Consider the following 21,001-nt stretch of genomic DNA (forward strand, 5'->3'; position numbering starts at 1 on the left):
GGCGTCAGGGGAGGGGGCAGGCTTCCCGGGAGGCGTCCAGGGCGCGGTCCTTGCGGATCGACGCGAAGCCGTAGCCGACGGTGGTGACACAGAAGTCGTCGGTCGAGCCGGTGTACTCGACGTGGAAGACCGGCTTGCCGGCGTCGCTGAACGGCAGCAGTTTGGCGCACTGGGCCAGCCGGACGCATTCCTCGTTGACCGCGAAGTCGAAATCCGGGGCCAGCGCGGCGAGCTGCGGCACGTCGTTGGCCAGCCCGGGGGAGAGGCTCAACGAGCGGGCCAGCTCGGCGAGCCGGCGGTTGAACAGCAGTTGGTCGTCGAAGTCGAGCGAAAAGCCGGTGCGCGCCGCGTACCCGTCGGCGTCGAAGAGCGCCACCGCGCCGAAGCCCTTGCCCCGGCAGAGCCGGAACCGGTCGGCCAGCACCGGCCGGAGCGCGTCCCAACTCCGGACGTCCAGCCACCGGCTGTCGGGTCGACGCCCGGCCGCGCCTCGGACGATCTCCGGAAACCGGCTGGCGTCCGGGTCGTCGGAGCGGACCGACCCCACGTTCACCTGGCAGATCAACCGGTGGTCGCGGGAGCGCAGCTCGGCGGTCTGTGCGGCGGTGGTGGTCACCGGGTCGAGCAGGAAGACGTCGGCGTCCACCGCCGGATCGAGCGGGCCGCTGAGCTGCCACTGCCATTGCCAGTGCCGGGCCTGTGCCGCCGGCCACGCGGTGGGCGCGCCGGGCGGGGTCAGTGCGGGCCGGCACCCGTACGCCGGCACCACCAGCACGAGTGCGACGCTGGCCGACAGGGCGCGGCGCAGTTGGCGTACGGCGACGCGTCGCCGCGGCCGGATCCGCATCGGCAGCTCCCGGGTCCCGGACGGCCGGTCGCCGCCCGCACCGGTACGCGGCCCCCACGCTCCGGCCCGACGTACCTCACCGGGTCAAACGAGCGCGGGGGCGGGAACGACGCGCGGTCAGCGCGGCGCCGCGAAGACCTGCGTCCAGTACGGTCCGTTGCTGCTGGCGATGCCGACGCCGATCTCGGTGAACGCGCAGTTCAGGATGTTGGCCCGGTGGCCGGAGCTGTTCATCCAGGCGTCCATCACCGCGGCCGGGGTCTTCTGGTTCCAGGCCACGTTCTCGCCGTACGTGCGCCAGGCGTAGCCGACCCGGTCGAGCCGGGTGCCGGCGTTGCTGCCGTCGCTGCCGGTGTGCGACATGTTCTGGTGGTCGGCCTGGTCCTGGCTGTGCCGTTGGGCGGCCGTCATCAGCTTGTCGTCGATGCTGAGCGCCTTGCAGCCGGCCTTGGCCCGCTCGGCGTTGACCAGGTCCACCACCTCGCGGGCCTGGGCGCTGACCGAGCCGCTGGAGCCGTTGGAACCGCCGGAGGTGCTGGTGTTGCTCGGCGCGGTGCTGCGTTCGACGCTGCGGCGCGACGCCGCGGTGGTCCGCGATGACGCCGGCGTTGGCTTGATGGCCTTGCTCGGCGACGGGCGAGCAGACGTCGGGCTGGGTGTGGCGGATGGGGAGGGCGCGACGAGGGTGTCCAGTACCGGTTCCTCGGTCGGTACTGCCGACGCGGCGAAGGAGTCGTCGACGGCCGTCGGCTGCGCAGCCCCGTCGTCACCGCCGGGAAGCGCGAGCGCGCCGACGCCGAAGCTCACCACGAGGGTGGCGGCCGCGGCGGCGCCTACGATCATCAGCGGCCGACGCCAGCGGCGTGGGGAGCGGTGCCGCCCCTCGCCGGGCCGCCCGGTCTCGGCGCTACCGCGCCAGCCGTTGGCGGTCTCCGGGTCGGTGTCGGCGTGCCAGCCGCCGGGCGTCTCGGCCTCGGCGTGCCAGCCGTCGGTGCCCTGAGCCGCGGGGCGGCTGTCGCCCCGGGGGTTGGCCTCGTCGTCCGGCTGGTGGGCCGGCCAGGCGGCGGTGTGTGCCTGCGCGGGCGTTGCCGGCGGCCGGCCGCTGGTGGGCTGCTCCCGGTGCCACTCGTCGCCGGGCTGACCGGGCTCGTCGCCGAACAGGTAGGCCGAGCGGGGCTCCGGGCGGTCGTGCAGCCAGGCCGGCTCGTCGGTCGGTCCCCCGGCGCGCCGGGGGGCGCCGTTCGGGTCCATCGGATCGGTCCAGCCGTACACGCCTATGCCTCCAGGGGTCGGTTGCGGGCCGGGGTGACGCTACGGCGCGCCTACGACCTGCGGCAACGTGGCTAAGAAAGAGTTAAGGCGAAGTCGGACGCCAGGGTGCGGACTTCCGCGGATCCGGGCGTACAGTAAAGGCGTCCGGACAGAGAGTGTCCGTGCCTTGCGGCAGCCCCCCCGACAAGTGGACAGGTCGACGTGGAGATGATCTACGGCCTGCGAGAACTTGACGAAGGAGGGGTTTGCGGCTCAATATATAGGTGTCGCCAGTCGCGCCCGGTCATGCCCAGATACAGCCTGGAATGACAGCCGCGTACAAATGGGCGCGCGTTGGCCGGCCTTTCCGGCAGCGCATATCAAGGAGTCAGCATGGCGAAGGCCCTCTACGGCCACGTAGGTGCAGCGCCCGACCGGCGTCTGCTCGACGAGGTCACCCGACTGCGTGCCAGGGTCCAGGCACTGGAGTTCGAGATCACGCGTCTGCGTGCCGACAATGATCGGCTCGCGGCGGCTGCGGCAGAGGCGGACGATCTGCTCCGTCTGGCCGAGCCGGCGCTGACCTGATCTTCAGGTCCTAAAAACTGAATCGCACCATCGCAAAAATGCGCGCCGACACCTCTGTGCCGGCGCGCAACACTGTCCGGCACCTTTTCGACGCCGACCATTCATGATCTTGCAGGGGATCGTGCGGGAAGCGCGCCTCGCAGTTACCGAAAAACGCGTCGGCGGATAAGCCGATCATGAAAGGCGCTTGTCTTTCTTCGCGCCGACAGAACGACAGCGCGCCCACTGCCGACGTGACGCGGGGCGGGTCGCGTGCCGGCCCGCTCGCACCGCCGGGTTAGTCTGCGAGTTCACCCAGGTCCCCGCAGCCGGCGACGGTACGGCGGCCACCGGACGAGGATCGAGTAGGTGTATCTCAAGAGCCTGACGGTGAAGGGGTTCAAATCCTTCGCCTCCGCGACGACGTTGAAGCTGGAACCCGGGATCACCTGTGTGGTGGGCCCGAACGGCTCGGGCAAGTCCAACGTCGTCGACGCCATCGCCTGGGTGCTCGGCGAGCAGGGCGCCAAGGCGCTGCGTGGCGGCAAGATGGAGGACGTCATCTTCGCCGGCACCGCCGGCCGGGCGCCGCTGGGCCGCGCCGAGGTCACCCTCACCATCGACAACACCGACGGCGCGCTGCCGATCGAGTACACCGAGGTCTCCATCACCCGCCGGATGTTCCGCTCCGGCGAGAGCGAGTACGAGATCAACGGCAACTCCTGCCGGTTGCTCGACATCCAGGAGCTGCTGTCCGACTCCGGCATCGGCCGGGAGATGCACATCATCGTCGGGCAGGGTCGCCTCGACGGCATGTTGCACGCCAAGCCGGAGGACCGCCGCGCGTTCATCGAGGAGGCGGCCGGCGTCCTCAAGCACCGCAAGCGCAAGGAAAAGGCGCTGCGCAAGCTCGACGCGATGCAGACCAACCTCAACCGTCTCACCGACCTCACCGCCGAGTTGCGCCGTCAGCTCAAGCCGCTGGGCCGGCAGGCCGAGGTGGCCCGGCGCGCCGCCGCCATCCAGGCCAACCTGCGCGACGCCCGGTTGCGCCTGCTCGCCGACGACCTGGCCACCCTGCGGACCACCCTCGACCGGGAGATCGCCGACGAGACCGCGCTGCGCGAGCGGCGCGAGCTGATCGAGGGTGAGCACGCCGAGGTGCAGGGCCGGCTCGGCGAGTTGGAGGCCGCCCTCGCCGAGGACGCGCCGCTGCTCGCCGCCGCCCAGGACACCTGGTACAAGCTCTCCGCCCTGCAGGAGCGCTTCCGTTCGATCGAGCAGTTGGCCCGGGAGCGGCTGCGGCACCTCAGCGCCACCGGCGACGACGAGCGACCCGGCCGCGACCCGGACCAGCTGGAGGCCGAGGCGGAACGCGTCCGCGAGCAGGAGGAGGAGCTGCGCGGCGCGCTCACCGACGACCAGATCCGACTGGCTGAGGCGGTCGAGCACCGTCAGGAGCTGGAACGCCAGTTGGCCGCCGCCGAGCGGGAACTGGTGGCCGCGGCCAAGGCCATCGCCGACCGGCGGGAGGGCATGGCCCGGCTCACCGGCCAGGTCAACTCGGCCCGCGCCCGGACCACCAGCGCCGGCGAGGAGATCGAACGGCTCGCCGTCGCGCACGCCGACGCGCTGGGCCGCGCCGAGCAGGCGCAGGCCGACCTGGACGCGGTCGCCGCCCAGTCCACCGAGGCCGACCGGGACAACGCCGACCTGGACGCCCGGCACGCCGAGGCCGTCGCCGTGCAGGAGCGTGCGCAGGCCACCGTCCGGTCGCTGACCGACGCGGAGCGTGCCGCCGAGAAGGACGCCGCCACCTGGAAGGCCCGGGAGGAGGCGCTCGCCCTGGGGCTGCGGCGCAAGGACGGCGCCGGCGCGCTACTCGCCCGCGCCGGGGACGTGCCCGGCCTGCTCGGCAGCCTCGCCGGGCTGCTCACCGTCGCACCGGGCCACGAAGCCGCGCTGGCCGCCGCGCTCGGCGGACTCGCCGACGCGGTCGCCGTCACCGGGGTGGACGAGGCGGTCGAGGCGATGCGGCTGCTGAAGATCTCCGACGCCGGCCGGGCCGGCCTGCTGGTCGGCAGTCCGGCGGGGCCCGGCATGACCGGCTCCGCGGACGCGCTGCGTCCGAAGCTGCCGGACGGCGCCCGGTGGGCGCCCGACCTGGTGGAGTGCGGCGCCGAGCTGCGCCCGGCGGTGCACCGGGCGCTGCGGGACGTGGCCCTCGTCGATGATCTCGCCGCCGCGGCCGAGCTGGTCGCCACCAACCCCGAGCTGCGGGCGGTCACCCCGGACGGTGACGTGGTCGGGGCGTACGCGGCGGCGGGCGGGTCGGCCAAGGCTCCCAGCTACATCGAGGTGCAGGCCGCCGTCGAGGAGGCCTGCGCCAACCGGCTCACCGCCGAACGCGCCGGCTTGGAGCTGCGTGATCAGTTGGTCGAGGCGCGCGCCGAGGTGGCCGCCGCCAAGGAGGCCGTGCAGCACGCCGCCGCCGAGAAGCGTGAGGCGGAGAGCCACCGCAACGCCGCCGCTCGCCGACTGGCCGAGCTGGGCGCGGCAGCCCGGTCCGCGAAGGCCGAGACCGACCGGCTCGGTGACTCCCGCTCCCGCGCCGAGGCCGCCCGGCAACGGGACCTCACCGCCCTCGCCGAGCTGGAGGAGCGGCTACGGCTGGCCGAGGAGACCCCGGTCGACGCCGAACCCTCCACCGAGGAACGCGATCAACTGGCGGCCATGGTGCCGCAGGCCCGGCAGAACGAGATGGAGGTGCGGCTCGCCGTCCGTACCGCCGAGGAGCGGGTCTCCTCGATCGCCGGCCGGGCCGACTCTCTCGCCCGGCAGGCCACCGCCGAGCGGGCCGCCCGGGAGCGCGCGGCGGCGCGGCGGGCTGCCCGCGCCCGGGGCGCGGGCATCGCCAGGTCCGTCGCCGGTGGCGCCCGGGAGGCGCTGACCCGGCTGACCAGCTCGATCGCGACGGCCGAGGAGCACCGCGACGCGGTCGCCCTGGAGCGCGCCGCACGGGAGGCAGAGCTCCAGGAGGTACGCGGGGCGGCCAAGCGGCTCGGCGCGGAGCTGGAGCGGCTGACCAGCCAGGTGCACCGTGACGAGGTGGCTCGCGCCGAGCAGCGGCTGCGCATCGAGCAGTTGGAGGCGAAGGCCGCCGAGGACTTCGGGCTGGACGTGGAGACCCTCGTCGCCGAGTACGGCCCCACCCAGCCCGTTCCGCCGACCCAGGTCGATGTCGCGGCGGCCGAACGGGACGGTCTGCCGGTGCCCGAGCCGGTGCGCTACGAGCGGCCGGTGCAGGAGAAGCGGGCCGCGAAGGCGGAACGCGAACTCGCCCTGCTGGGCAAGGTCAACCCGCTCGCGCTGGAGGAGTTCGCCGCGCTGGAGGAGCGGTTCAAGTTCCTCTCCGAGCAGTTGGAGGACCTCAAAGCCACCCGTCGGGACCTGCTCACCGTCGTCAAGGACGTGGACGAGCGGATCCTGGAGGTCTTCGCCAGCGCCTTCGAGGACACCGCCCGGGAGTTCGAGCAGGTGTTCACCGTGCTCTTCCCCGGCGGCGAGGGGCGGCTGATCCTCACCGAGCCGGAGAACCTGCTCACCACCGGCGTCGAGGTGGAGGCCCGCCCACCGGGCAAGAAGATCAAGCGGCTGTCGCTGCTCTCCGGTGGCGAGCGGTCGCTGACCGCTGTGGCCATGCTGGTGGCGATCTTCCGCGCCCGACCCAGCCCGTTCTACATCATGGACGAGGTGGAGGCGGCCCTCGACGACGTCAACCTGGGCCGGCTGATCACATTGCTGGCACAGTTGCGCGAGAAGAGTCAGCTGATCGTCATCACGCACCAGAAACGGACGATGGAGATCGCCGACGCGCTCTACGGCGTGACCATGCGCAGCGGGGTCACGCAGGTGATCAGCCAACGGCTCAACCGGGCCGACGAGAACGACCAGCGGCACGGCCGCGGCGAGGAGAACGGGTAGTGGCTCGGGAACGCGCGACGGCGCTCCTGCTGGACTTCGACGGCGTACTGCGCCGGTGGGACCCGGCGGTGGCAGCCGTTGTCGAGCGGGAGTACGGCCTCTCCGAGGGGGTGCTCGGCGAGATCGCCATGCAGTGGAGCCGGCTCCAGCCGGTGCTCACCGGCCAGGTCAACCACGCCGAGTGGATGACCAGCGTGGCGGACGCCCTGACCGAGTCGGTGGGCAGCCCGGAACGTGCCCGCGCCGCCGTCGAGCAGTGGCAGAGCTACCGGGGCGAGGTGGACCCGGAGGTGCTGGCATTCGTCCGCGAGGTGCGGGCCGCCGGCGTCCGGGTCGGGCTGGCCACCAACGCCACCGACCTGCTCGACGCCGACCTGGCCACCCTCGGCCTCGTCGACGAGCTGGACGTGGTGGTCAACTCCTCGGTGATCGGTGTGCACAAGCCCGCCCCGGAGTACTTCCAGGCGGCCTGCCAGGCGCTGGCCACCCCACCGGCCCGGGTCCTCTTCGTCGACGACGAGGACTGGGCCGTGCGGGGTGCCCGCGCCGCCGGGCTGTCGGCGCACCGCTGGGGCGGTCACGCCGACCTCCGTTACCTGCGCGCCGCACTGGCGTACTGAGCGAGGCGACAGCGGCGCGCTCGTCGACATCGCGGTGACCCGGCCCTCCAACGCTCGGGCGTCGGGCCGGGTCAGCGCAGCCCGGGGACCTGGGTGACGGTGAAGGGCGGCGCCGGGGCGGACGCGTTGAGCTGGCTGTTCACCCAGAGCAGCCGGCCGGCGTCCCGGACGATCGTGGTCGGCGACTGCGCCAGGCCGACCGGGCGGGACTGCCGTACCACCCGGGCGGTTCGCCGGTCGGCGTCCACAATCGCCTGGTTCACCGCGAAGTCCCAGCCGCCGGCGCCGTCGGGGAAGTTCACCACCCCGTAGAGCCGGTCGCCCTCCAACAGCAGCCCGTCGGCGCCCAACTGGCCGTCGATCACCTCGACGGCCGTGGCCGTCCGCCCGACCAGGTCGACCCGCCACAGCCGCTCGGTGCCGGGCTGACCGTTGCCCTGGTCGGCGACGAGCGCGATCCGCCCGCCGTCGGTGACGACGATGCCGTTGAGGAAGCCCGGCGCGACCGGGAAGTCGGCGGCGGTGAGCCACCGTACGAGGTTCCCGACCTTCGGGCCGTCGAGCGCCGCCCGCCACAGCGTGCCGGTGGCCGAGTCGGTGACGTAGACCGCGTCGGCGGTCAGCGCCAGGTCGTTGAGGGCGGCGCCCGGCCCCGTCCGGCGGGCCAGCAGCTCACCGTCGGGGGCGTGCACGAAGAGCGCGCCGGTGTCCCAGCCGGCGACGAAGATCCGACCCCGCCGGTCGACGTGCAACCCGGCCGCCCGGGTGCGCCCGTCCGCCCCCGGCGACAGGAACTGTCGCATTTCCCGGTCGTGGACGTGACCACGGTAGACGGCACCGGTGCCGAGACTGGTGACGTAGAGGGTGCCGTCCCGGGTCACCGCGATCCCCTCGGGCAGCACCCCGAATGCCCGGGAGACCACGTACGTGTCGGGGCGCGGGCCTTCGGCGAGCGCCGGAGCGGGTACGGCGACGGTCAGCACGGCCAGGCCGGCGGTGGCCGATGCGAGCAGCTTCTTCATGTCCCGAGGGTCACCGCACCGCCGGGGCGTCTCCAGCCCCTTTCGCACCCGCCCGAAAGGTGGCAGCGTCGATGCCGTGGTGACTCTGCACCTGAGCGCGGCGGACCTCAGCCGTACCGTGTTGCGCTCCGAGCCGTCGGTGTTGTTGGAGCTGGGGGCTGCCGGGCAACGGGTGTTCCAGACCACCGTGCCGGAACACCTGGTCGCCTGGCGGGCCCGTACCCGTGCCGCACTGCGCCCGGTCATGTGGCCCTACCTGGACCTGTGCCGCCGCGAGCGGTGGTTCCCGGACTTCCTCACCCCGCCCAGCTTCGGTGGGGAGCTGGGCCCGGCGCTGGCGGAGGTCGCGGCCACCCCGGCGGCGACCCTCACCGCGGAGCTACGACCCCGGATCGAGGCCGGTGAACTGCCACCCCGGGTCGGTCCGCTCGCCGACGGGAAACCAGCCGCGGTACGCCGCCTACTCGATGCGATGGAGGCTTTCCACGCCGTCGCGGTGGGCGCGTACTGGGAGACGATCGTCGCGGCGGTGCACACCGACCGGACGGTACGCGGTCGAGCCATCGTGGACGCCGGGCTCGACCGCGTGCTCCGTGGCCTCAGCCCGTACCTGCACTTCACTCCGACGGGGGACACGTACGAGCTGTCGTACCGGTGCGCCTTCGGCGGCGACGTCGGTCTGTCGCCGGGCGGCCGGGGCGTCACCCTGGTGCCCTCGTACTTCGTGCCGCAGCCCGCCGTGCTCGACGACCCGGTCGGCCCGCTGGTGCTGACCTACCCGATCCGGCCGGCCCGGCGGGAACTGGCCACCGGCCAGCCCCTCGCCCACCTGCTCGGCCGGAGCCGGGCCGCGGTGCTGGAAGTGGTCGCCGACGGCCTCAGCACGTCACAGGTGGCCCGAGCGGTCGGCATCTCGATCGCCTCCGCCAGCGAGCACACCAGCACCCTGCGCCGGGCCGGACTGATCGCCACCCACCGGGCCGGTTCGTCAGTGGTGCACACGCTGACCCCGCTGGGCGAGCACATGCTGCGGGCTGGACGGCCGGACTGACGGCTGGCTACCCGGTCACTCGCCGGTGACGCCGTCGATGCGTTCGCGGATCAGGTCGGCGTGCCCGTTGTGCCGGGCGTACTCCTCGATCATGTGCACGTACACCCAGCGCAGGTTGAACGTGCGCTTCTTCCCGCCGACCTCGGTGAACGTCTCGTCGAGCGAGTGGCCGGCGGCGGCCTCGCGGGCCAGCGCCACCTCGCGGTGGAAGATGGCGAAGTCGGCCTCGGCGTTGGCGGCGCTGACGTCGTGGTCGGCGTCCGGCGTCTCCGGCGTGAAGTACGGGTAGTCGACAGGCTCGGCGGCGAAGTTCTCCCGGAACCACCAGGCCTCGACCTCGGCCAGGTGCCGGACCAGGCCGAGCAGCGTCAGCCCGGACGGTTCCACGCTCGGTGTCCGCAGCTGCTCCTCGGTCAGGCCGGCGCATTTGAGCAGCAGTGTCTGTCGGTGGTAGTCGAGCCAGCCGTTGAGCATGGTGCGCTCGTCGCCGACGTACGGTTCGGGGGTCCGGGTTATCTCCGGTGCGATCCAGGTCATGCCGCGCATCCTGCCCGGCGCCTCGGTCACCCGCGACCGGTTATCAGGGCACCACGACGACGGGCCAACGGCCGGCGCGGACCAGCCGGGTGGCGACCGAGCCGACCAGTCGGTGTCCGGCCTGCTCGGAGGCCCCGACCACCAGCATGTCGGCCTGGAACTCGTCGGCCGCCGAGCACAGTTCGCCGTACGCGTCGCCGCGCCGCACCAGCAGGGTCACCGGAATGCCCCACTGTTCGGCCCCGCGCCGGCACTCCCGGCGCAGTTCGTCGGCCAACTCGTCGTGGGTGCGCTGGACCGCGCCGGCGTCCATGCCGGGCACCAGGGCGGTCAGCCCGCTCGGCGAGCTGACGAAGACCACCACCAGAGCGGCGCCCTGCCGGCGGGCCAGGCCAGCGGCGTAGGAGCCGGCCCGTTCGGAGGTCCGGGTGCCGTCGACGCCCACCATGATCACCCGAGGCCCGTCGGTGCCGCGCTCGAAAGGCAGCGGTCGGGTCCGGGGACCGTACTCCTCGCGGTCCGGTGCTCCCACGCCCATGGTTCTACCTCACCTCTGCTCGCCGGTACGGATCACGGGTGCGCCAGCGCCGGCAGCGAGGGTCGATTCCCGCTCGACCTCGTCGGAAACCGGGTCGCCGTTGTGTTGGCGCAGCGGCACCTCCTTGATGAAGACCACCGCGATCAGCGCGATCAGCGCGAACGGGGCGGCGGCCAGGAAGATGTCGCCGGCGCCGTGGCCGTACGCGGCCTCCACCACCGCCCGCAGCGGGCCGGGCAGGGTGTGCACGTCGGGCAGGGCGCCGCCGCTGCCCGAGCTGGAGGCCGGGATGCCGAGCTGGGTCAGCCCGTCGGCGGTGTAGTCCTTGACCTTGTGGGCGAGCACCGCGCCGAGAGCGGAGACACCGATCGCGCCGCCGAGGCTGCGGAAGAACGCCACCACCGAGCTGGCCGCGCCGAGTTCGTGCGGGCCGACGGTGTTCTGCACGGCGAGGACCAGGTTCTGCATGGTCATGCCCAGGCCGACGCCGATCACCAGCATGTAGACGCTGAGCAGGGCGAAGTTGGTGTCGGCGCGCAGCGTGCCCATCAGCGCGAAGCCGATGGTGAGCAGTGCCGACCCGATCACCAGGTACCGCTTCCAGAGGCCGGTCTTGGTGATGACCCGCCCGATGACCGTGGAGGCGACCAGCAGGCCGAGGATCATCGGCAGGGTCATCAGACCGGACATGGTCGGGCTCTGACCGCGGCTGATCTGGAAGTACTGGCCCAAGAAGATCGACGCGCCGAACATGCCGACACCGACCGCGATGCTGGCGACGACGGCGAGGGTGATGGTGCGGTTGCGGAACAGCCGTGGCGGGATCATCGGCTCGGCGGCCCGGGTCTCGACCCGGATCGCCAGGGCGCCGAGAAGCAGCGCGCCGATGACCATGGCGGCGGTCTGCCCGGAGGCCCAGGCGAACTGGTCGCCGGCGAGCGAGACCCAGATCAGCAGCAGCGACACGGCAGCGGTGATCAGGGTGGCGCCCCACCAGTCGATCTCGGCCTTCCGCTTGACGACCGGCAGGTGCAGGGTCTTCTGGAGCACGATCAGCGCGACGATGGCGAACGGCACCCCGACGTAGAAGCACCAGCGCCAGCCGAGCCAGGAGGTGTCGACGATCACGCCGCCGATCAGCGGGCCGCCGATGGTGCCGACGGCCATCACCGCGCCGAGGTAGCCGCTGTAGCGGCCCCGTTCGCGGGGCGCGATCATGGTGGCCATGATCACCTGGGCCAGCGCGGTGAGGCCGCCGGCGCCGACGCCCTGGAGCACGCGGCACGCGATCAGCTCTCCGGTGCCCTGGGCGAGACCGGCCAGCACCGAGCCCAGCACGTAGATCCCGAGGGCCAGCTGGACCAGGGTCTTCTTGCTGGTCAGGTCGGCCAGCTTGCCCCAGATGGGGGTCGTCGCGGTGGTCGCGAGCAGGGCCGAGGTCACCACCCAGGTGTACGCGGACTGGCCGCCGTGCAGTTCGGTGATGATCCTCGGTAGCGCGTTCGAGATGACCGTGGAGGAGAGGATCGCGACGAACAGGCCCAGCAGTAGGCCGGAGAGTGCTTCCAGGATCTGCCGGTGGGTCATGGTCACGGCGGTCGCCTGGGGAGGCACTGTCGCCTGGCTCATCGTTTGTTGCCTCCGAGTGGAGTCGAGATGGAACGGCGGTGGGCTGGACGCACGGCCGCCTGAGAGTTGCCTGGAGCAACCGTATGCCTTGGTTGCCTGAAGCAACAACTTGCCGAATCGGCACCCTATTCCCCGTCGCGGGGCGCTACTGCCAGGAGTCGTTGAACCGGCCGAGCAGCCGGGCGAAGTCCTCGACGTCCCGCTCCGGCCAGCCGTCCAGGGCGCGAAGGAACTCGCCCAGCCGGGCTGAGCGGGCGACGTCGAACCGGCGCTGCCCTTCCTCGGTGAGGCTGATCTGCGCGGCCCGCCGGTCACTCGGATCAGGGTCGCGATGAACCAGGCCGAGCACCTCCAACGCGTTGATCTGCCGGCTCAGCGTCCCCTTGCCCACGCCCAGCCGTGCCGCCAACTCGGTCAACCGGATCGACCCGCTACGCCGCAACCAGAGCAGCAGCCCGTAGGTGTTCGGCTCAAGATTCGGGTGCACTTCCCGGGCGATCTCCCAGGAGACCGCCCGCCCACGGCGCAGCAGAGCGGTCAATTCATGCTCAACCGCCCGGATCGGCTCCGGCAGGTGCTCATCCACGGCCTAGAGACTACGGCGCGGCCGGCCCGCCGCCGCCGGAGAGTCGACGCCGCATCACCGGGCGTAGGTGCCCGTCATTAGTGGTGCCCTCGATGACGACGTCGGCGTCGCGCCCCCGGTGCGTCAGGGTGGCGACCGCGTTACCGAAGTAGGGGCCCGCCAGCTTGCGCCAGCGCACCCCCGGCCGGCGCACGCCCGCCGAACGGGCCAGCGCCCGGGTGGCCCCGGCCGGACCCGTCGACCAGCCCAGCCGCATCAGCGGACGGATACCGGCCGGCACCTGGTTGTGGATCGGCGAACAGGTGAGCTGGTGCACCGGAGTGACCACCGCCGGGTCGGCGAACCGGGCCCGCGCCACGTACGAGTGGTGCACGTCACCGGAGAGCACGCTGATCGACGCCGGTGGGGCGTACGCCGGGCCGGCTCCGATCCGGGCGCCGGACTGCCGGGGTGTGCCGGTGCCGATGCGCGCGAACGTCTCCGCGAGCCCCTCGAAGGAACGCCGGAACGCCGCCCAGTGCTCCAGGTCCAGAGCGCGGCGCAGCTTCTCCGCCCCGCGCGCCACCCACGGTCGGCGCGAGTCCGCCAGTTTCTCGTTCCACGCCTCGATGTGGTGGATGCCCTGCGGCAGCAGCCAGGGCAGTGAGGCGCCCACCACCAGGTGGTCGTAGACCCCGTGCGCCTGGTCGAGGAACCAGGCCCACTCGCCGGGCGGCAGCATCGCCCGGTTGTTGGACTCGAGCACCCGGCTGCACCGGTTGTCCAGCATCACCAGCCGGGTCCGGCCCAGATCCAGTGCGTAGCTCCACTGATATTGCACCGCGCGCCAACGCTCGGTGTCGTGCGCCAGGTCGGACTCCTGGTCGACCCGGTGGCCGAACTCGCGCAGCACGCTGGTGGCGTCCTCGGCGGCGGCGACCTTCGCGAAGACCGGATCGGCGACGATCTCGTCGGGGGAGAGGTTGCCCAGGTGCTGGTAGACCCAGTACGAGGCGAGCCCGCTGCCGATCCGCTCCGGCCACCACGGCTGCTCGCGCATCTCGGAGCGCCACGCCGCCGAGGTGTTCCAGTCGTCGATGATCTCGTGATCGTCGAAGATCATCACGCTGGGCACGGTGGAGAGCAGCCAGCGGATCTCCGGATCACGCCAGGACTCCAGGTAGAGCTTGGTGTACTCGTCGAAGCTCACCACCTGGTCGGCCGGGGCGCCCTTCGGCCGCCGCCGCCGTCGACGCAGCAGTCGCCGCACGGTCGGCGAGGTGACGTCGGCGTAGACCTGGTCGCCGAGCAGCACCAGCAGGTCGGGCAGCGGGTTCGACTCCGGGTCGGCCATCAACCGCCGGGCGTACGCGTCCAGCGCGTCCGGTGGCAGCTTGCGGGTCGTGGCGTGCTGGGTGGTCTCCCGGCACGAGCCGAAGATCAGATTGACCGGTTGGTCCCGATCGTCGGCGGCCCGGGTGCGGATCACGCTCGGCGGGAACCCGCTGCTCGGCACCGGCCAGACCATCTCGTCGTCGACCAGGACCTCGTAGGTGGTCTCACTGTCGGGAGTGAGGCCCTCCACCACCACGAGGGCGTAGTGGTGGTCGTACGCCGAGAAGGTGGGCGCGGTGCCGGTGGCGCCGCCGGCGGTGCGGACGGTGACCACGGCGGGCTCCGCCGTCTCGACCCAGATCGTCGCCCGGGTGTCCACCACTCGCCGCAGCAGTGGGCCGATGAGGAGGTGTGCGGCGGGCATGCGGCCGAGCCTACCGCCGGTTCCCGCCCCCAGCCGGGCCGGTGGTTGAGACTCCGGGCACCGCTCGGGGTGCGGTGGCTGGGACTCCGGGCACCGCTCGGGGTGCGGTGGCTGGGACTCCGGGCACCGCTCGGGGTGCGGTGGCTGGGACGCCGCCGCCGGCATCTGACAGGATTCCGGCATGGCCGAATATCTCGTCCTCGCTCTGGTCCTGCTCGGTGTGCTGATCGCCGGCACAGTCGGGCTGGTCGTGCCGCGATTGCGGCGGCGGCCCGAGCCCCCGCTGCCGCGCACCGAGGTCGACACCAGGGCCGAGGAGGATCTCGCCGGCCCGCCGGTTGAGGCACCGGAGTCCGATCTGTCCACCGGTGTCCTGGTCGAGCCGCCGCCGGTGCTCGAACCGCAGGTGGAGGTCCCCGAGCCGACCGCGGGGCGGCTGGTCCGACTCCGTTCCCGGCTGTCCCGCTCACAGAACGTGTTCGGCAAGGGCCTGCTCGGCCTGCTCGCCCGTGACCACCTCGACGAGGACGTCTGGGAGGAGATCGAGGACAGCCTGATCACCGCCGACGTCGGCGTCGACGCCACCCGTGACATCGTCGACCGGCTGCGGGAGCGCACCCGGGTGCTCGGCACCCGCTCGGCCTCCGAGCTGCGGGCACTGCTCGCCGCCGAACTGGTCAACGCGCTCGACCCGAGCCTGGACCGCTCGTTGCGGACCGCCCCCAAGGACGGCGTGCCGGCGGTGGTCCTGGTCGTCGGCGTCAACGGCGCCGGCAAGACCACCACCTGCGGCAAGATCGCCCGGGTGCTGGTGGCCGACGGTCGCAGCGTGCTGCTCGGCGCAGCGGACACCTTCCGGGCCGCCGCGGCCGACCAGCTGGAGACCTGGGGCTCGCGGGTCGGCGCGGAGACCGTCCGGGGGCCAGAGGCCGCCGACCCGGCCAGCGTCGCCTTCGACGCCGTCAAGCGCGGAATCGACACCGGCGTGGACACCGTGCTCATCGACACCGCCGGCCGCCTTCAGAACAAGGTCGGCCTGATGGACGAGCTGGGCAAGGTCAAGCGCGTGGTGGAGAAGCAGGGCCCGATCGACGAGACACTGCTCATCCTGGACGCCACCACCGGGCAGAACGGCCTGGAGCAGGCCCGGGTCTTCACCGAGGTGGTCAACGTGACCGGGGTGGTGTTGACCAAGCTCGACGGCACCGCCAAGGGTGGCATCGTGATCGCCGTGCAGCGCAAACTCGGCATCCCCGTGAAGCTGGTCGGCCTCGGCGAAGGCAAGGACGACCTGGCCCCGTTCGACCCGGCGCAGTTCGTCGACGCGTTGCTGGGGACCGAGGCCACCGGCCGGGACGCGTAGTCTCGAGTGACCACTGACGATCGCGCGTACGCGGGCTGGCGTGACCCCGGCCATCCTTCGCAGCGCCTCGGGAGACCGTACGTGACTTCGCAGGAGATCCCGCTGCACGGCGGCAACGTGAGCACCGTTGTCCGCGTGGGTGACACGGTGCGGCGCAACGCCGGGCCGTGGACCCCGTCCGTGCACGCGTTGCTGCGCCACCTGGAGTACGTGGGATTCACCGGTGCTCCCCGGGCGCTCGGGATGGACGAGCGCAACCGTGAGGTGCTGTCGTACCTGGAAGGGGAGTGCGGAGAATATCCGCTCGCCCCGCACTGGGTGACCGACGAGGCCCTGGTCACCGTCGCCACCATGCTGCGGATGTTCCACGACGCGCAGTACGGCTTCACCCCTGCGCAGTCGGCGGTCTGGCGCTCGTTCGGGCCCCCACCACCGGACACCGAGGTGATCTGCCACCACGACGCCGCGCCGCACAACGTGATCTGGCGTCCGGACGGCACCCTCGGGCTGATCGACTTCGACCTCGCCTCGCCCGGAGCGCGGATCTACGACGTGGCGTACGCCGCCTGGACCTGGGTGCCGATCTTCGCGGACCGCGACTCGATCACGCTCGGCTGGAAGCACCCGGACCGGCCGCGCCGACTCCGGCTCTTCGCCGACGCGTACGGGTTGATCCCCCGGGACCGGCACCGGTTGATCCGGACCATCCGCAAACGGATCGTGGACCACGTCGAGGGGATCCGCCGGATGGCCGCCGCCGGTGAGCCGGCGTTCGTCCGGATCGTGCACAAGGGGCACCTGCGCCGACCGATGCGCGATCTGCGGCTGCTCGACTACGAGCGGCACATCCTGGAGGACGCCCTCCGCTGAGCGTCGCTCGGTCGATGCTCGGCCGGGACTGTCAAGCGGACCGGTCGATGCGTCTGGCCGGTCAGCCATCGACGATAACCGTCCGGTCGATCCACCTTCGTCCATGCTCCTGACTGTGCGGAGTTCGTGACACGTCCGAAACAACCCGTCACGAAACGGAAACCCGCACGGGACCCTAAGTGAAACAGCCGGCCGCGAAGCTTCCGCGCAACCGGCCTACGGGCGACGCTGCCCCGGAAAGCCGCGAAGGAGGACTTCACCCTTTAGGAGGCCAGCGTGCCTGAAGCACCGACGATCGACGGCGCCAATACCACGTGGCTGCTGGTTTCGACCGCGCTCGTGCTGCTCATGACCCCCGGACTGGCGCTGTTCTACGGCGGCCTCAACCGGGCCAAGGGCGTACTCAACATGATGATGATGAGCTTTTCCGCTATCGGGCTCATCTCTATTCTGTGGTGGTTCTACGGTTTCAGCGTCGCCTTCGGGACCGACGTGAACGGCTTCTGGGGCGACCCGAGCGCGTACCTCGGCACCAAGACCTTCCTCGCCGAGACCGACCTGTGGGGTGCCACGGCGGAGAACCCCAGCGGCATCGGGGTCCCGCTCTACGTGTTCATGGCATTCCAGATGGTCTTCGCGGTGATCACCGTCGCGCTGATCAGCGGTGCCATCGCCGACCGGGCCAAGTTCGCCGGCTGGTTGCTGTTCGCCTTCGGCTGGGCCACCCTGGTCTACTTCCCGGTCGCGCACTGGGTGTGGGGCGGCGGCATCATCGGCGCCGACATCCACGCGCTGGACTTCGCCGGTGGCACCGCGGTGCACATCAACGCCGGTGCGGCGGCCCTGGCCGTGGCCCTGGTCCTCGGTAAGCGGCTCGGTTGGCCGCGTGAGGGCATGAAGCCGCACAACATCCCGTTGGTCGCGCTCGGTGCGGGTCTGCTGTGGTTCGGCTGGTTCGGGTTCAACGCCGGCTCGGAGCTGACCGTCGACTCGGTCGCCGGCCTCGCCTTCATCAACACCCAGCTCGCCACGGCGGCGGCGGTGCTCGGCTGGATCGCGGTCGAGTGGGTCAAGACCCGTAAGCCGACGATGGTCGGTGCGTCGTCCGGCGCCGTCGCCGGCCTGGTCGCCATCACCCCGGCCTGTGGTTTCATCGCACCGTGGGCCGCGGTCCTGCTCGGCATCGTCGCCGGCGCCGTCTGCGCGCTCGCCGTCAGCCTCAAGTACAAGCTCGGCTACGACGACTCGCTCGACGTGGTCGGCGTGCACTTCGTCGGTGGTTGGATCGGCTCGCTCTGGCTCGGCCTGTTCGCCACCAACTCGGTCAACGCCGCGATCAGCGACGTGGTTGGCGCCTCCGACGGCCTCTTCTACGGCGGCGGCGCGACCCAGCTCGGGCGGCAGGCCCTCGCCGGCCTGATCGTCACCGTCTGGTCGTTCGGCATCGCCTGGGTGCTCGCCTTCGTCATCGACAAGACGATCGGCTTCCGCGTCAAGGGCGAGGCGGAGGTCGAGGGCATCGACATCGCCGAGCACGCCGAGAGCAGCTACGACCTGTCCCCGGCCGGCGGCGGCACGGGCAGCGCGTTCGCGATGGCCGGCATCGGCACCCCCGGTGGCGGCACGACGAGCGGTGCCAAGCCGGAGGCGGAGTCCGCCGAGCCGGTCAGCGAAAAGGTCGCCGGTTAACGTTCCTGGGATGGAGGGGTTGGACATGAAGCTGGTGACCGCAGTCATCAAGCCGTACCAACTGGACGCGGTGAAGGAGGCCCTGCACGCCCTCGGGGTGGCCGGGTTGACCGTCAGCGAGGTTCAGGGGTACGGGCGGCAGAAGGGGCACACCGAGGTCTACCGGGGTGCCGAGTACACGGTCGAGTTCCTGCCCAAGATCCGGGTCGAGGTGCTCACCGACGAGATCGACGTGGAGAAGGTCGTGGACGCCATCGTCGGGGCGGCCCGCACGGGCAAGATCGGTGACGGCAAGGTCTGGGTCACCGGTGTCGAAGAGGTCGTCCGGGTACGTACCGGCGAACGCGGCCTCGACGCACTCTGATCTCGACCACGACTGACATGACCTCGTTGATCAAGAAGAACGCGTCAGGGCACGCCGATGACGGCGACGCGAACCTCTTGATCAACGAGGTCGTCGGCGTTCCCGGGGGGATCGGAGAGTCGGCTCGCCAGCGGCGGGCCGCCGCGTACGACAGTTTTCTGCGCGGGCTCCTGCCGGCGCGCGAAGGGGTGGCGCTGCTCGCTGTCGGAGGGTTGGGTCGGCGGCAGTGCGCCCCGTACAGCGACCTCGACCTGGTGCTTCTGCACGCCGGGGTGCCCGGCACGGACGAGTTGGCCGCCTCGGTCTGGTACCCGATCTGGGACGCGGGTCTCCGACTCGACCATTCCGTACGCACCGTCGCCGAGGCGCTCTCGGTGGCCCAGGACGACGTCAAGGTCGCGCTCGGGCTGCTCGACGCCCGGCTGGTCGTGGGGGACCAGGCGCTGGCCGACGCGCTGATCAGCACCGCCGCCGATCACTGGCGCCGCACCGCCGTCCGGCACCTGCCCGGTCTGCGGGAGGTCACCACCAGCCGCTGGCAGGCCCACGGTGAGCTGGCGTTCCTGTTGGAGGGCGACCTCAAGGAGGCCGCCGGTGGTCTGCGCGACGTGGGGCTGCTGCGGGCGATCTCCGCCGCCGGCATCACCGATGCGCTACGCCCCGCCGTGCGCGCCGCCCACCTGCGCCTGTTGGACACCCGCGACGCCCTGCACCAGCAGGTCGGTCGACGGGTCGACCGGCTGGTCGCCCAGGAGGGTGACGGGGTGGCCACCCTGCTCGGGCTGGAAGACCGCGACGCGCTGCTGCGCCGGGTCGCCGGTGACGCCCGCACGGTCAGCCACGCCCTGGACGACGCCTTCCGGGCCGCCGACCGGCTGCGCTCCGGCCGCTCCCGAGGCGGCAACGACCGCCCGGCTCGCCGCCCGGTAGCCCGCGACGTTGTCGAACACGACGGTGAGCTGGTGCTCGCCCGCACGGCGATCGGGGCACGCCCGGACCCGAGCCTCTCGCTGCGGGTGGCCGCCGCGTCGGCCACGACCCGGATCCCCATCGCCCGGGCCACCTGCGAGTGGCTGGCGGCGTACTGCCCGCCACTGTCCGCCCCCTGGCCCGCCGAGGCCCGGGCCGCGCTGATCACCCTGCTCGGCGCCGGTCCCGGCCTGGTGCCGGCCTGGGAGACCTGCGACCGGTACGGGCTGGTCGACGGCTGGCTGCCCGAGTGGACCCGGCTGCGGAGCCTGCCCCAGCACAACCCGGTGCACCGCTTCACCCTCGACCGGCACCTCGTGCAGACCGCGCATGAGGCCAGCCGGCACGCCCGCGAGGTGGAACGCCCCGACCTGTTGCTCCTCGGCGCTCTCCTGCACGACATCGGCAAGGGCCTCCCCGGTGATCACAGCACCGTCGGTGTGCCGGTGGCCCAGGCGGTTGCCACCCGGGTCGGTCTGCCCGCCCCGGAGGTCGAGCTGATCGGCAAGCTCGTCAGGCTGCACCTGCTGCTGCCCGACGTGGCGACCCGCCGGGACCTGGCCGACCCGGTCACCATCGCCTCGGTGGCTGAGGCGGTCGGTGACACCGGCACCCTCGACCTGCTGCACGCGTTGGTCCGCGCCGACGCGGCGGCGACCGGGCCGGCGGCCTGGTCCGACTGGAAGGGCCGGCTCGTCGCTGAGCTGGTCGCCAGGGTTCGCACCGCGCTGGACACCGGTGTACTCCCCGAGCCGCCTGCCCCGGACCCGGAGCTGCTGGCCGGGCCACTGCCGGTCGTCCATCTGACCGGTGACCGGGTGTCGGTCGCTGCGGCCGACCGGCGTGGTCTGCTCGCCACGGTGGCCGGGTGCCTGGCGCTGCACCGGCTGGAGGTGATCTCCGCGGATGCCTCCGCCGTCGATGGCCGGGCCCTGGTCGAGTGCCGGGTGCAGCCGCGCTACGGACTCCCGCCCGACCCGGTCCCGCTCCGCGCCGACCTGCGCCGGGCGGTCGCCGGCGACGTGTCGGTCACCCAGCGGCTGCGCGGCCGTGCGCTCGCCAGCCGTGGCGGCGGCGCGGCCCCGCGAGTTGTCTGGCACCGAGAGGCGGCCACCGACGCCGTACTCCTCGAACTGCGCGCCGCCGACGCCGCCGGCTTGCTCTACCGGGTCGCCTGCGCGCTCGACGAGGCCGGCGCCCTGGTTCGCGCGGCCCGCATCTCCACCCTCGGCGCCGACGTGGTCGACGCGTTCTACCTGGTCGGCGGTTGGCCGGACGACGCCACCCGGGCCCGCCTGGAGGCCGCGGTCCTCGCCGCCGTCTGACCTGCGGCTGCCATCCCGGCAAAGGTTGCCGTTCGATCCCTGTCCCTTATA

At 72.1% G+C, this 21,001-nt stretch carries 17 protein-coding genes; 9 read left to right on the top strand and 8 right to left on the bottom strand.

The window, feature by feature from the left end:
* Positions 1–4 precede the first annotated feature (4 nt).
* Entirely contained in the window at positions 5–847 is an 843-nt protein-coding gene (locus DLJ59_RS28920) for an endo alpha-1,4 polygalactosaminidase (protein WP_124776466.1), read from the bottom strand.
* A gap of 117 nt (positions 848–964) precedes the next feature.
* Positions 965–2,119, bottom strand: coding sequence for a CAP domain-containing protein (locus tag DLJ59_RS28925; protein ID WP_124776468.1), 1,155 nt, complete (start codon positions 2,117–2,119; stop codon positions 965–967).
* A 372-nt stretch (positions 2,120–2,491) separates the two neighbouring features.
* Here DLJ59_RS28925 and DLJ59_RS28930 point away from each other — a divergent pair, with 372 nt between their 5' ends.
* From DLJ59_RS28930 to DLJ59_RS28940, 3 genes are all read left to right on the top strand, one after another.
* Positions 2,492–2,686, top strand: coding sequence for a hypothetical protein (locus DLJ59_RS28930; RefSeq protein ID WP_007456482.1), 195 nt, complete (start codon positions 2,492–2,494; stop codon positions 2,684–2,686).
* A gap of 348 nt (positions 2,687–3,034) precedes the next feature.
* On the top strand, positions 3,035–6,649 hold the full coding sequence (gene smc, locus DLJ59_RS28935) for a chromosome segregation protein SMC (RefSeq protein ID WP_124776470.1): 3,615 nt from the start codon (positions 3,035–3,037) through the stop codon (positions 6,647–6,649).
* Entirely contained in the window at positions 6,649–7,269 is a 621-nt protein-coding gene (locus DLJ59_RS28940; protein ID WP_124776472.1) for an HAD family hydrolase, read from the top strand. The genes smc and DLJ59_RS28940 overlap by 1 nt, the downstream gene beginning before the upstream one ends.
* 71 nt (positions 7,270–7,340) lie before the next feature.
* On the opposite strand, the gene DLJ59_RS28945 is transcribed toward DLJ59_RS28940, so the two are convergent.
* Entirely contained in the window at positions 7,341–8,291 is a 951-nt protein-coding gene (locus DLJ59_RS28945) for an SMP-30/gluconolactonase/LRE family protein (protein ID WP_124776474.1), read from the bottom strand.
* Between the two features lie 76 nt (positions 8,292–8,367).
* On the opposite strand from DLJ59_RS28945, the gene DLJ59_RS28950 reads away from it, so the two are divergent.
* The gene (locus DLJ59_RS28950; RefSeq protein WP_124776476.1) at positions 8,368–9,342 is read left to right on the top strand and encodes an ArsR/SmtB family transcription factor; all 975 of its coding nucleotides are present in this window, start codon (positions 8,368–8,370) and stop codon (positions 9,340–9,342) included.
* Positions 9,343–9,357: 15 nt separating this feature from the next.
* Here the strand turns inward: DLJ59_RS28950 and DLJ59_RS28955 are convergent, their stop codons facing one another.
* The 5 genes from DLJ59_RS28955 to DLJ59_RS28975 all read right to left on the bottom strand — a co-directional run bounded on the left by DLJ59_RS28955 (position 9,358) and on the right by DLJ59_RS28975 (position 14,370).
* Complete coding sequence (locus DLJ59_RS28955; RefSeq protein WP_124776478.1) at positions 9,358–9,879, bottom strand: DinB family protein; 522 nt, start codon at positions 9,877–9,879, stop codon at positions 9,358–9,360.
* Between the two features lie 43 nt (positions 9,880–9,922).
* Positions 9,923–10,417, bottom strand: a complete 495-nt coding sequence (locus tag DLJ59_RS28960; protein ID WP_167493904.1) for a universal stress protein — start codon at positions 10,415–10,417, stop codon at positions 9,923–9,925.
* A gap of 9 nt (positions 10,418–10,426) precedes the next feature.
* On the bottom strand, positions 10,427–12,004 hold the full coding sequence (locus DLJ59_RS28965; RefSeq protein ID WP_482805362.1) for an MDR family MFS transporter: 1,578 nt from the start codon (positions 12,002–12,004) through the stop codon (positions 10,427–10,429).
* Positions 12,005–12,191: 187 nt separating this feature from the next.
* The gene (locus tag DLJ59_RS28970) at positions 12,192–12,632 is read right to left on the bottom strand and encodes a MarR family winged helix-turn-helix transcriptional regulator (RefSeq protein ID WP_244236288.1); all 441 of its coding nucleotides are present in this window, start codon (positions 12,630–12,632) and stop codon (positions 12,192–12,194) included.
* A 10-nt stretch (positions 12,633–12,642) separates the two neighbouring features.
* Positions 12,643–14,370, bottom strand: coding sequence for an alkaline phosphatase D family protein (locus DLJ59_RS28975; RefSeq protein WP_124776484.1), 1,728 nt, complete (start codon positions 14,368–14,370; stop codon positions 12,643–12,645).
* 181 nt (positions 14,371–14,551) lie between these two features.
* Here DLJ59_RS28975 and ftsY point away from each other — a divergent pair, with 181 nt between their 5' ends.
* From ftsY to DLJ59_RS29000, 5 genes are all read left to right on the top strand, one after another.
* The gene (ftsY, locus tag DLJ59_RS28980) at positions 14,552–15,733 is read left to right on the top strand and encodes a signal recognition particle-docking protein FtsY (protein WP_030335252.1); all 1,182 of its coding nucleotides are present in this window, start codon (positions 14,552–14,554) and stop codon (positions 15,731–15,733) included.
* Positions 15,734–15,739: 6 nt separating this feature from the next.
* Positions 15,740–16,603 carry a phosphotransferase gene (locus DLJ59_RS28985; RefSeq protein WP_208648867.1) on the top strand — a complete coding sequence of 288 codons (864 nt, stop codon included), beginning with the start codon at positions 15,740–15,742 and terminating at the stop codon, positions 16,601–16,603.
* Between the two features lie 276 nt (positions 16,604–16,879).
* Positions 16,880–18,292: an ammonium transporter gene (locus DLJ59_RS28990; RefSeq protein ID WP_124776488.1), complete on the top strand. Its 1,413-nt coding sequence runs from the start codon at positions 16,880–16,882 to the stop codon at positions 18,290–18,292.
* Between the two features lie 25 nt (positions 18,293–18,317).
* Complete coding sequence (locus tag DLJ59_RS28995; protein WP_208648869.1) at positions 18,318–18,656, top strand: P-II family nitrogen regulator; 339 nt, start codon at positions 18,318–18,320, stop codon at positions 18,654–18,656.
* Positions 18,657–18,673: 17 nt separating this feature from the next.
* Positions 18,674–20,950, top strand: coding sequence for a [protein-PII] uridylyltransferase (locus tag DLJ59_RS29000; protein ID WP_124776492.1), 2,277 nt, complete (start codon positions 18,674–18,676; stop codon positions 20,948–20,950).
* The last annotated feature ends 51 nt before the right edge of the window (positions 20,951–21,001 follow it).

This window comes from Micromonospora inaquosa, from assembly GCF_003857055.1.
Lineage (GTDB): Bacteria > Actinomycetota > Actinomycetes > Mycobacteriales > Micromonosporaceae > Micromonospora > Micromonospora inaquosa.